This is a genomic window from Sphingomonas sediminicola (genome assembly GCF_014489515.1).
Classification (GTDB): Bacteria; Pseudomonadota; Alphaproteobacteria; order Sphingomonadales; family Sphingomonadaceae; genus Sphingomicrobium; species Sphingomicrobium sediminicola.
Map to the genome: position 1 here is coordinate 901,387 of NZ_CP060782.1, position 12,256 is coordinate 913,642.

A 12,256-nucleotide genomic window follows, 5' to 3' on the forward strand; every position below is an offset into this window, starting at 1 on the left:
GAGCGAGCGTGAGGCTAAGCGACTGCGACGTCGCGTTGCGCAAGAACTTTCAGCAAAGCGTCGGACACCTGCGCAACCTGATCGTCCGATAAGCCCGGATACGATGGCAAGGAAATTCCCCGGGCCGTGATGTCTTCGGCGACGGGGTAGGGCTTGTCCGAACGGTACATAGGCATCTGATGCGCACAGAAGAATACCGGGCGCGTGTCTATTCCAAGATCGGTAAGTCCGGCCATCACCTGATCGCGGTCGGCGCCCTTGGGAAGGAGCAGCGTGACGAGCCACTCGCTGCTCTTTACATAGGGCGCGACGCTCTGGAACTCGACGCCCGATCCTCCGAGTGCGTCGCGGTACATGCTCGCGATACGCGACTTGCGATCGAGGATTGAGTCGATGCGTTCCATCTGCGCTGTTCCAATCGCGGCGCAAATGTTCGTCATGCGATAGTTGAAGCCAAGCTCATCGTGCCAGTAGCGCCGTGTGAGCGACTGTCCCTGGCCTTTGACCTTGCGCAGCCGCAACGCGAGCGCGTCGTCGTTGGTTGCCACGGCTCCGCCTTCGCCCGTCGTAATGGTCTTGTTTCCAAAGAAAGAGAAGGTTGCGACATCGGCGGTGGTTCCGACATGATGATCGCCGATACGGGTGCCAAGAACCTCCGCACAATCCTCAACGATCTTGATCCCATTCGAACGTGCAATCTCGTTGATACGGGAATCGCAGACGCCGCTGTAGAGATGCACAGGCATTATGGCCTTCGTGCGCGGAGTGATCAGTGCTTCGACCTGATCGGGATCGAGAAGCCAGTCTTGCGGTCTCACGTCTGCCAACACCGGTGTGGCGCCCGTCTGCTTAATGGCGTTCACCGAGGCAATGTAGGTGAACGTCGGGACGATCACCTCGTCGCCCGGTCCCACATCGAGGCAATGGAGCGCCAGATGGAGAGCGACGGTACCATTTGAGACGGCGACCACATGCCGCGTGCCGATAGTATCGCGCAAGGCGGTCTCGAATCGATCGATGTAGGGACCAAGACTGCTGATCCAGCTCGTTGCGACAGCGTCATCGGCATAACGACGCTCGTTTCCTCTAAGATCAGGCGAATACACAGGAATCATGTCAATTATCCAACGCAGAAGAAGAGAAATCCGACCTGGTGCGGCTAACCAAAAGCTTTAGGCCTGGCAAACGCAATTGCCGTCATTCGGGGATGATTGTTCGGCTAATCTTACGAATTTGAGCCATGGCCATTAGAAGGATGACCGAATTGCAAAGCGCCATATATCCCATGTCGTAGTGCGCAATGACTCTCGATCCGAAAAACCCCTCTCTGAGATACTCCACGCCGTTCACCATCGGGAGGTAAAGGATTAAGTTCTGAGCCTGCGGTGGTAGGACATCCACAAGGAAGGCAGCGCCCGAAAGAGGGAACAAGAGGTAAGATGCGGGGTGCCACAGTTTTTCGACGATCTCTGAGTCTTCGGAAAGACTGCCCAGAAAGAGCGCGAGGGAGACACCGAACCATGCAAGCATGATCCACCCCAGAACACCTGGAGTAAATCTTCAGGGGCTGGATCAGACCGATTGCAATGAAGACAACCGAAAGAACCACGAAAGACGTGGTCGCGCCTCCGCCCTCCAGGATTAGGCGGGACACGTAGATGTCCATAACCTTGACGTTGCGATGATACATCAAGGCCAGGTTTGGCTCGACCGCTCCGATGCAGCGTGAAGGCATGTTTCGCCAGAGGAGCACACTGGAGTATCCACTTAGCGCGAATGCGGCGATCGGCAGGTTGGAGCCGTGAAGATTCTTGGTGATGGTCCAAAGCGCGGTAACGCCGAGCGTAAAGATCATCGGCTCGACGAACATCCACATGAAACCGATGTTGTGACGGCCGAAACGGGTCAGGATTTCGCGCATCAACAATGCGTGAATGATCCGCCCCTCGACCCGCATCGAGTGTCCGGTCCCATAGATGGCGCTCATCCTTCCGCGCCGTCCTTCTGTTGTCATTACAGTCTCTTACCAAAATTGGAGGAAGCGACTTCCAGTTGCTCGCTCGATATCTTTGTTTCAGAGTTTGAGCACGAAGAAGCTGTTCACGTGCAAACTCGACACGAATTCAAAGCCCAGCTCGAGAAGCTTGCCCTTCAGCAGTTCTATCCCAACCTGACCATGCTCAACACACAGGACCTTCGGAAGGACGGCCGCTCCTGCCATTCCGTCGATAACCGCGATCTCATGTCCTTCCACGTCGAGGACGAAAAGGTCAATGTTCCCAGCGGTCTGCAGAATTTCACAGTCGCGCCAGGCGCAGGTTTGGACCTGCCATTCTGTCACAAGCATCCTCTCTTGGGAGATTTCAGCTGCCTGAGCCGGCTGATGCTCTAGCGAGCCCCATCCCAGAAAATCCCCGTGAACAGCGTCGCTGACGTGTCGAAAAGTTGCGGTGCCAGAATTCCGTGACAGTGCGATTTGAAGATTCGTCGAGTTCGGCCTCTGTTTCTCCAGCAACGGAAATATGACCGGCGACGCCTCAATGTTCACGCCAGTCCACCCCAGCGATTCTTCAAACATCAGGCAGCTGCTGTCGTAGACACCGTCGAAGGCTCCGCACTCAACGAAGAATCCGGGATCCTTCTTCTCGATGAAAAACGTCTCCCAAAGGTATTGGTCGAGGGGAGGTTCGAACTGGCCGTGGAAGCGCACGACGTAATGCCCGATCAGCCGATCACCGCGGAACGCCCGGCCTTCTTCCTTGGCGACGGCTTTCTGGATGCAGCATTACCTTCGAACATCCGCTCAACAAGCTCCTTGAGCGACGCCCGAAACAATACGGTGTTCACGCCGCCAACCTTTCGAGCGGGCAATCTCTTGGACTTCAATTCCATGGCGCGGATTTTCGTCGCCGCCTCAATCGGGTCGCGGGCGTCAAAGAAGGTGCTGCCTACCTTGAACTGCTGGTCGATGAACTCAATCTGCGGATACGAACTAGATAGCACCGGCGTGCCGACACTCGATGCTTCGATGATCGAGAAGGTCCCGTTGTCGTAGATAACGTTGTGCCAGAGGAACTGAGCATCCTTCAGCAACGACAGATAAGTATGGTCGCTCAGATAGCCAAGAACCTTCACATTATCGTTGTACGAGGTCCACTGCCGGAGTTCCTTGTAGACCTTTGCATGATATGGGCTCTCGAGCTGGCCCGGAATCAGCATGTCCGTCACTGGGCCGCATATCAGACACTTTAGCTGTCCACCCAAGGATTCGTAGTAATGACGAAGCGCCCGAAAGGCAGCTACGTGGTTCTTATGGGCCGACGCATTCGTCACCCATAGGAAGTACCCGCGACGTTCGACCTTGAACGTCTTGTTCGAAATCAGGTCCATCAGCTCGTATGACTGCCGGGCGGGCTTCCCGGGGCCGCGTTCGGTGTCCTGGCGGTCGGCGATGTCCATCGCAAACATCGGGAACAACATGGTCTTGTCCGGGTCAGCGCCCGCGTAATGCAATGTGTCCTTGAGAGTTTGTTCCGTTGTCGAAAAAACGCACGCAGCTTCCTTGATGGCGGCGCGCTGATGCCGATCCATCTTCCAGGGCGGAGCCTGATAGTTGGCTCCGGCGTCGCTGTAGATCTCCGGCACGTATCGCTGGATCAAATCTGCGATGTAGACCGAGTAAGGTTTGCGGCTGACGAAGACCCCTTCGAAATAGAGAGCCGACAGCAACACATAGGCGTCGACCTCGCCGATCGTCCCCGTGTCTCCGTAAGGGAGGGTCTTGGCGGGCGTTACCAATGGTAGCCCGCTAAGGCGCTCGACCTTGTTGGGATCCACGTATCGAGTGTCGTACAGATCGACGGCCTCGTACCCGATTTGCTCCACAGTCACGCCTCTGTTGAGTAGATACGCCTCCGTGCACTCATACTCGGCAGGAACCCCCAGAATTACGCGGAAGCGCGAGCCATCGACTTCTATCTCATCGAGTGCGTTGCAGATCGCCGCCGCGACACGGAAGAACCCACCCTTCCACGGGTGGGGCATGACGACCATGATCGTCTTGTCGCGGTAGTCGATGTGGGTCGGTACGAAACTGGACACAAATCCATCCTTATTTGGAGGAACATTCGAGAGTGGGCCGGAGAAAATCAGCTTAGGCTCTGTTCGAAATCGGGATGCAATGTCGGGCTACGGAATAAACTCGCTGCCCTCGCACTGACTGCCGAGCCGCTCTTCAGCGCTTTGCCGCCGATTCTTAGTTCGGGAATGATGCCCTGGTTCCAGGTCAGCCTTACCCAGCCAATGCGCTGAGCGCCGCCCAAAGCCGCGACGACTCCCGTTTGCTGGGCGACTTCCCGGAATATTTGCGGCAAGCCTTCGAGTCCGTCGAAGCGGAAAGTATGGCTGTCTGCGACTCTATACTCATTGTTCAGCCACGACCCGACTTCCGCGAAGAGGCCCAGGTCCGCCGGATTGAGGGTCGGTCGACGCTCGCCGATCCCAGCCAGGAAGTAGGAATCCCCTTTCGGATGATTGGATCCGAGATATGCTGCCCAATGTAATGCGGGCGCGTCCTCTCCGTCAGCTTCCGCACTGCGCTCCAGCTCGAAAGAACTCCACAGACGGGTCTGAATCAGCGACCCTGTATCGGCGAAGGCCTCATTCGAAGGCGCGGCGAACAGACCTTTCAGCAATCCCTTGCGGATCGGCGCAAAACTGCTTTGTCGAGAAGTTACGACAAATTCGGCCGATTGCGGTTTGACTTCGCGCGCCTTGTCAAAGGCCTCCGCATGAAGCTTGAAGAAATCCTTCAGACTGTGCTTGCGAAGCTGGGAAAGCACGTCTCGTTGTGCGCTGATAAAGTCGCTGCGCCGTTCCTCAACCTCGGCGACCTTGTCGATGAGCCCGGTCTGCGTCGCATTGTAGAAAACCCAGGGATGCAGGGCCGGATCTAGATAGTCCGCGTAAGCGCGACTGTACGGCATAATACAAGGGGTTCCGACGGAAACGGACTCTGCAAAGGGCAGGGGCAAGTTTCCTTCGAAGGTCGACGGGTGGATCGTCAGCCTCGCAAATTTGTAAAGGAGCGCATGCGTCGTTTCGCTCACCTTGCCCACGCTCATGAAATCGCCGAGCAGAAGTTTGGCTCTTAGGAACTGCTCGAGCGCCGAGGAGCCAGCGACGTCGACTAGCGCCGTCGTGAAGATCGAATATTGGAAATACCGTTCACGAAGGAGTGCGGCGTGCGCCTGCGCAAGACGCAGAAAACCCTTGTGCTCGCGATTTTGCGACGAGACGAAGAAGTAAGGGACTTTTTCGAACGGATAGGACGAAATGTGATGGAAGAAGAGCTCCGCGTGGGCAGGGGAGCACCATCGCCTCAGGTTTCCCTTCAACTCGTCGCGGATAAAGTCGCCGGCATCGCGCGGATCGGCGGAAGCTCCTTCCAGTGCAGGTAGCCCATCGATCGGCGAATTGAGGATCAGGGCCGATTGTTCGCGAGGAATGCCACAGAATTCGTGGCCGTGCTTTTCCTTTACGTAGGGCGATGTGAATATGAAGAAGGCGCCGGCAGAGACGAAGTCCTTCACATTGCTTTGGAATTCCAGGAACAGCTTCCGCGGGTAGCTTTGCGGAAACTCGACGAGAAGGAAGTCGTGAAACCAAACCAGTTTAGGCCGTATCAGGTATTTGGCCGAGCTCCACATGGGATTCGGGACCAGCCAAGTATCAACTTCAATATTGTTGGCGAAGCTCGCTTGGCGAACCGCCTCGTTGGCGTCGTGAACATCGGACCGGCTGCCGAATTCGTCGATTTCAACCTTTTCGCATAGCTCAGGCGGTAGATCGGAGAGAAACTCTCGAATTTCGCTTGCGAACCGCGCCGGAGCAACAAATCGGAAGCGCGTCCTCGTGCCGTCAGACGAGATGATGAAGCGCTTTATAACACGCCAGATACCTTCGTACGCCGCACCAAGGCGATCGACACCTTCGATCCAGATGCCGACTGTTCCTATTGATCGAGACTTCATTGGGCTCGCTTTATCACCACTTGTCAGCAGCGTGCGGCTTTCAGCGCCCCTCGTTTCACTGCTCTGACTCTCAGTCCACATTAAATTCTCCGACGCGTTGACAAGGTTCTGGCTCAATGGACTTTGAGCGTTGACCGAAACGATTGAATTTCTGCAGCATAGCCAGTCGCCCTCTTTAAGCGCTCCGGCATTGACCTCAGCTTCGTCGAGCTACCTTCTCACTGCCCTTAGGAGGAGGGATTCGCTTAAGCCGGTCCTCGATGCGTTTAAGCGAGGCTTCAACCCGCACCATTCTCATCAGCAGATGGTCGACCATTCCGAATTCCGTTCGGGCACCGACACTCGCTGACGGGAAGTTTGCATGCCGGTCTCTCGCGTCGACATCCGTCATTGTCCCTGCTTCAGGATTGATTGCGGCGAGATGATTCACGATCGCGCGTCGCGTTCGTTCTTGTCCAGTGTCTCCAGCGCGACCGGTAATCATTCGAACGATACCACCTGTGAAGGGCCGTATAGCCTGCCGATGTTTTCTCAGGGCATCGTCCAAGCCATCGACCTGGTGGTCCTGAGCGCGACCTTCTTGAGACTCGCTAAGTCGAAGCAGGATTGTGAGCTTCGACACACCGGACCTGATTTGGTTTAGGTAGTGAGTTCCTCCGTCAGGATCAGGTGCGCGGCCCAGCAGGGTCCAATAAGCCTTCTCGACGAACTCGCTGTCCCAACTGGACAGGAGTTCGGCAAGGTTATTGGCGCCCGGCTTCCTCTTCTCACTCATCGACCAGGCCTTTCAGTTTCGGTCTGGGTACTTGGAGAAATAAGTAGATCGGATAGCATCGCGGCTGCTTCGGTCCAGCTTGCGGTGCGGCGCAGTACAGCGGTTCCATCACGAGCATTCTCTTCCAACCAATTTACGATCGCATTGCCCAGTTGCGCCCCGGTGCGGCCTTCGAAGAAACTGACGCCCGGACCTTCAAGCTCACGAAAGACCGCGAGATCACGCGCGAGAACTGGTTTGCCGTGCGAGAGTGCCTCAACAATTGGAAGTCCAAAGCCTTCGCCCTCGCTGGCGACGAGCAATCCCGACGCGCGGCGATAGATATGTTCCAGGAATTCGTCGCTGGCAGAATCGATCCATCGGAACTGTCTGTTGGCCTGAGATAACATTCGCATCTTCTGCTGCAGTTGTTCGGTTTTCCAGCCGCCTCGCCCGATCACCAGGAATTGAGTTGCTTTGTCTCCTTCGCGCTTTAGCCATTCGAACGCAGCGACTGCCTGCTCGTAACCTTTCCGAGGCTCGATGGTCCCGACCATCAACAGAGTGCGGCCCTGCCTCATCCATGACAGGACAGATTCACTGTCTCCCGGCAAGCCTTTGCTGGGTAGAGAGGCGGAGATATCGCTGCCCAATCGTGCCGTCGAAACAGGGATGTTGCGGCGCGCGCGAATGCGCGGACGGCGCTGCCAGGCAGCAAACTCATTCGCAACGGATTCCGAAATAGCCACGATTCGGTCTGCGCGACGCTCGACGAGATTGAGCCACCGGCGGAAATTGCGCCGCATCTTCATGGTGAACCACCGCCCATGCGTCAGCGGGAGCAGATCGTACAGGACCAGCCGGATCTCCACGCCCTCACTGCGCCACGCGGCCAGCCTGTCCTCGTGATGAGGAAGGATTGACGAAGTGAAATCGAGACCAAAGAATATATCGCCCCGGCGCACTCGAACTGGCGGGTGATCGAGTAGTCGGAGTTCCCGGCCGGGCCTTGCTTCTTGGAGCCAATTGTCGGGGAGGCGCCGGTAGAATGTTGTTTTATCCGCCGCGATTAGCCTAACGGAAATTCCTTGGAGGTCTACATGTTGGAGTGCGGCCACAACAGCTCTGACAACCCGCTGGATCCCGGTGCGAGCGTCGTTCTTCGCGATGTTCGAGACGTCTAGCAGTAGCTGACGGGACGGCGCTGGCGCCACCTTTGCGGCATCGCCCAAGCCCACCTTTTCGTCCGCGGGCCAGCGATTTTTGGCCGCGAGATTCACTGCTGATGTTCCCCGTAGAACTGATAGGCTTCTTCAACGCTCGCAAACTGATGAAGATGACCACCGGTCAGCACGGCCGCCTGCTCGCAATGCTGACGGATGAATTCGCGGTCGTGTGAAACGATTATCATTGCTCGGTCGCCGCGCTTTTCGAAGAGTTCGTGACGGCACTTCTCGGTGAACCGGGCATCGCCGACCGCAACGATTTCGTCGATGAGGAAGCAATCAAATTCGACAACCATCGAAATAGCGAACGCAAGGCGGGCGCGCATGCCCGAAGAATAGGTTCGAACAGGTTCGCGGAAATAGGTGCCAAGCTCTGAAAAGTCCTCGACGAAGCCGACTTTGTCTTCCGCGTTCGCCCCGTAGACACGCGAGATGAAGCGGAGATTATCAAGCCCGGTCAATGCGCCCTGAAACGCACCGCCGAATGCGAGTGGCCACGACACGCTCATACGTCGCTCGACGCGGCCCGAGGTCGGCATTTCCGCTCCGCTGATTAGGCGAATGATCGTTGATTTTCCGGCGCCGTTTCGACCTAGGACGCCGACCTTCTGGCCTGCAGTTACACTCAGATTCACATCACTGAAGATTGTGACGGGCCCGGTACGGGTCTCATAGGTCTTGCTGACGTTGGTAAGTTTGATCACGGCGGCTCGGACTAGTCCCGATGCTCGCGAATGCCGGCAAGCAACATCGACAGAATGCCCCAGGCAACGAGACCCAGGATGAAGGTCGCCAGAATTCCGCGAAGTCGTCGAGGCTCGGTCGCCTCGTCCGGAGTGTTCGGTCGGGAAATCCTCTCTACGTACGCTTGCTTTCGGCGAGCTTCATTCTGCGCCTCGAGCAGCGAACTCATTGCCGCGGCCAGGTTTTTGTCGGCGAACTGACTTTCGAGTGACAGACGCTGATACTGGGCAGCAGTCCCAGCCAGCGAGCGCTGGCTCCCAGCAACCTTGGCTGACTCTTCGCCGATTTGTCGCTGGAGACTTCCGATCCGGATTCGGAAGGATTCAACCTGCGGGTTCTCAGGCGCGTAGCGCTGCAATTCGGCAAGTTGAGTTCGCGTGGCAATGAGCTCGTCCTGAAGCTTCGAAACCATCTGCAATTGAACTGCCGCTTGCTTTTCCGGGTCGACCACACCGGATTGGTTGCGGAACGAGGCGAGCTTGGCAGCGGCCTCTCTGGATTCGATTTTGGCCTGATTGACCTCCGCCTGCGCGAACCCGATGAGGTCCTGCCGACCGCGCTCGTTCAGCCGATTGACCGTATGCTCGGCGAGCTGCAGCAGCTCTTCATTAAACCGGTACGCGTCTTCAGAATTATAGGCGCGTACGGTCAGCTTGGTGATCGAATTTGAACTGTCGAAGTTCACGTCGACCTTTTTGCGGAAATAGTCGAAGAGGTCCTCGAATGATCCACGCATTCCGGTCGGATTGAAACGATCGAAGACGGAAATGTCGGGCGCAGAGTAGGAAGCCTTGAAGGCGCCCCCTTGTTTATTGCACGGAGGGCATCTCGCGAACGGATGAAATCCTGCGCGGCAAACACTTCATCATTTGCATTGCTGAATCCGGCGCTCTTCAAGAGCACGCCAAATCCGCTTGTCGAAGGTTTATCCGGGCTCCGCACGACGAAGCTGGATTCAGAAACGTAAACGTCCGAAGCAAGCAATCCGTAGTATGCGATCGCAACACCGGTCGGCACGACAACAGTGGCTAAGAATAGCCAGTTGATCTTCCGAATTCGTTCGCGAACTCGCAAGGTGGAAATCGACCACCTTGAGGTGAGGTCTTGATACACGTTTATTGAGGTGTCCTCCGCACCGATGCTCCGCAGCAAAATGCCACGCCTTTAGTTAGGCAGCTGTCGACTCCATCGCCGACAACAGCTGTTTGACTTCTTGCGAACGGCCTCGCGGAAGCACCAGCAGGCGCCGCCCCGAGGCCACGACGATCAAGTCTCGCAAGCCGAACGCCGCGATCTCTAGCCCGTCGCTGCGGATGTAACAATCATCACACTCCAGCGCCGTGACGTGCCCGGAAGTAGAATCGGAGCCTACGAGGTCCGCTAGTGCGTCCCAGCTTCCAAGGTCCGACCAACCAGGCGACATTGGAACAACCGCGACATTCGATGCGTGTTCCATGATTGCATAGTCGATGGAATCGCTCGGGCATTCCGACAAAATAGCGACGTCCGGCGTGATCCGGTGTCCTTCTCTGATCGCAGCGCCGATGGCACCTTTCGCGCACCGCGCGATCTCTGGTGCCACTCGCTCAGCCTCTTCCAGCAGAGTGCCCGCCCGAAAAAGAAAAATACCTGCGTTCCAGAGATGATCTCCGCTGGCGACCATCGATTCCGCGACATGGAGAGTCGGCTTTTCTACGAACCGCACGACCTCCATCACGCCTGGCTCGAGCTCGGCTCCCATATGCAAATAGCCAAAGCTGATATCCGGACCGGTAGGACGGATACCAAACGTTACCAGGCGGCCTGCAAGTGCAGCAGGAACTGCCTTTGAAATCGCATCATGGAAGGCGCCGACATCTTCGATCACGTGATCGCTCGGCATCACGAGCAGGAGCGCGTCCGGCCCATGCATCTCGTCGACCACCATCGCTGCCATAATGATTGCGGGCGCCGTATTTCGTGCACAAGGCTCCAGGACAAGTCTCGACTGTTCGAAGTCGGACAATTCCTGTTCGCAGTGCTCAGCGTGGCGAACACTTCCGACAACGATGGCTGACGCGAACCGGCCTTTATCGCTCACCCTCGCCAATGCCTGCTTGAAAAGGGAACTGTCGCCCACGAGCGGCAGGAATTGCTTGGGCATTTCGGCCGTCGAGAAAGGCCACAGCCGTGTTCCGCCCCGCCGCTCAACACCACAGGCACGATGGGCGCCACGCGAGACGACGAGACGTCACCGCAAAGGGAACTCTCTTGCCTCTTGTCGGTATTCGCAACCATCCCATTAAGACTGTCGAAATTCATGCCCGTCCCAAAATCTTAACAACTCTGCATGCACAAGGCTGAAGCAGGTTAACGTGACAATGTCGCTGACCCGACACAGAACGCACCAGTTTACAAGGCCTTAAACATAAGATGGGCGGCTCATATCGCGGAACTTCGCATACTGCAATTAAGGGATATGCAGTTGTTGCGAACCCGCAACATACCCGTCTAAATCAAGCGCCACTCACGGAACCAAGCTTGACTACGGAGGGTCTATTCTGTTGCCATTTAGTTGTAAGGAGGTCCATTCTTCACGAGTTATCATCTTGAAGAAGTATTTCGTCAGTTGATCATTAAACTTCCGTTATCATATGATGAAAATTAACGCGACGGATAGGGAACATAGTGAACGTTCCCGATTTTCCGACGGGGAACTCCAATTAATACGTATCCACACAGAAAGGGGATAAGATGAAGCTAGTTCGCGTAGGCGCTTTCACGGCGCTAGCCTTATTCGCCGCTCAGCAGGCGAACGCGCAGTCTCTGCACGGTATTCGCGCTGAGGCGGATGTCGGCATTGATCGCTTCTATTCGGAAGGAAATCACGACAACCATGTCGGATGGGGAGGCGAAATCGGCGCCGACTTCGATCTCGGCGGGTTCATTGTGGGTCCGTATGGCAGCTTCTGGAATGCGCGCGGTGAGAACGTCACTCGTGACGGACCGGGAGTTGCGTACCGCAAGTCATTCGAAGAGTGGGGCGCAGGCCTTCGCGCCGGCACCCTGATCACTCCGTCGACCCTTCTTTATGTCAAGGGCGGCTGGGTCATCAACGAGCAGCGCAAGTATTTCAACGCCGATCCCGTCGCCACTCCGGGCATCCCGGTCAACGACGCATACGGTGATTACTACAACCACTACCGCACCCGCGGTTGGCAGGTTGGCGCTGGTATCGAACAAGACGTCAGCAACATGTTCTACCTGAAGGGCGAAGGCCGGTACTCAAACTACCGCACCAACTCCTCGCGTCTTGCGTTCCTGATTGGCGCGGGTGTCCGCTTCGGCGGTCAGGAAGCGGCTCCGCCGCCGCCGCCGCCGCCGCCGCCGCCGCCGCCGCCGCCGCCGCCGCCTGCTACTCAGACGTGCCCGGACGGTTCGGTAATCCTGGCGACCGAGGCCTGCCCGGCCCCGCCGCCGCCGCCGCCGCCGCCACCGCCTGCTCCAGAGCGCGGCTAAGC

General features: G+C 56.9%; 11 protein-coding genes. 1 reads left to right on the forward strand and 10 read right to left on the reverse strand.

Features of this window, described 5'->3' with window-relative positions; translation table 11 throughout:
- Positions 1-14: 14 nt before the first annotated feature.
- From H9L14_RS04905 to H9L14_RS04950, 10 genes are all read right to left on the reverse strand, one after another.
- Positions 15-1,115 (reverse strand): DegT/DnrJ/EryC1/StrS family aminotransferase, encoded by a 1,101-nt coding sequence (locus tag H9L14_RS04905; protein WP_187709447.1) that lies wholly within the window; start codon positions 1,113-1,115, stop codon positions 15-17.
- Positions 1,116-1,197: 82 nt separating this feature from the next.
- Positions 1,198-1,530: an ABC transporter permease gene (locus H9L14_RS15625; RefSeq protein WP_246444478.1), complete on the reverse strand. Its 333-nt coding sequence runs from the start codon at positions 1,528-1,530 to the stop codon at positions 1,198-1,200.
- 544 nt (positions 1,531-2,074) lie between these two features.
- Positions 2,075-2,710, reverse strand: a complete 636-nt coding sequence (locus H9L14_RS04915) for an FkbM family methyltransferase (protein ID WP_187709448.1) — start codon at positions 2,708-2,710, stop codon at positions 2,075-2,077.
- Between the two features lie 14 nt (positions 2,711-2,724).
- Positions 2,725-4,101 (reverse strand): glycosyltransferase, encoded by a 1,377-nt coding sequence (locus tag H9L14_RS04920; RefSeq protein ID WP_187709449.1) that lies wholly within the window; start codon positions 4,099-4,101, stop codon positions 2,725-2,727.
- A 47-nt stretch (positions 4,102-4,148) separates the two neighbouring features.
- Entirely contained in the window at positions 4,149-6,032 is a 1,884-nt protein-coding gene (locus H9L14_RS04925; protein ID WP_187709450.1) for a glycosyltransferase, read from the reverse strand.
- A gap of 196 nt (positions 6,033-6,228) precedes the next feature.
- On the reverse strand, positions 6,229-6,807 hold the full coding sequence (locus H9L14_RS17345; RefSeq protein ID WP_187709451.1) for a DUF4214 domain-containing protein: 579 nt from the start codon (positions 6,805-6,807) through the stop codon (positions 6,229-6,231).
- Positions 6,804-7,658: a glycosyltransferase family 4 protein gene (locus tag H9L14_RS04935; RefSeq protein ID WP_222949931.1), complete on the reverse strand. Its 855-nt coding sequence runs from the start codon at positions 7,656-7,658 to the stop codon at positions 6,804-6,806. Before H9L14_RS04935 ends, H9L14_RS17345 begins: the two co-directional genes overlap by 4 nt.
- A gap of 404 nt (positions 7,659-8,062) precedes the next feature.
- Entirely contained in the window at positions 8,063-8,716 is a 654-nt protein-coding gene (locus H9L14_RS04940) for an ABC transporter ATP-binding protein (protein ID WP_187709453.1), read from the reverse strand.
- Positions 8,717-8,727: 11 nt separating this feature from the next.
- Positions 8,728-9,492, reverse strand: a complete 765-nt coding sequence (locus H9L14_RS04945) for a KpsE/RkpR family capsule polysaccharide export protein (RefSeq protein WP_343070237.1) — start codon at positions 9,490-9,492, stop codon at positions 8,728-8,730.
- Positions 9,493-9,924: 432 nt separating this feature from the next.
- Complete coding sequence (locus tag H9L14_RS04950) at positions 9,925-10,899, reverse strand: mannose-1-phosphate guanylyltransferase (protein WP_343070238.1); 975 nt, start codon at positions 10,897-10,899, stop codon at positions 9,925-9,927.
- A gap of 590 nt (positions 10,900-11,489) precedes the next feature.
- Between H9L14_RS04950 and H9L14_RS04955 the strand changes: the two genes are divergently transcribed.
- Positions 11,490-12,254, forward strand: coding sequence for an outer membrane protein (locus H9L14_RS04955; protein ID WP_187709454.1), 765 nt, complete (start codon positions 11,490-11,492; stop codon positions 12,252-12,254).
- Positions 12,255-12,256: the final 2 nt, after the last annotated feature.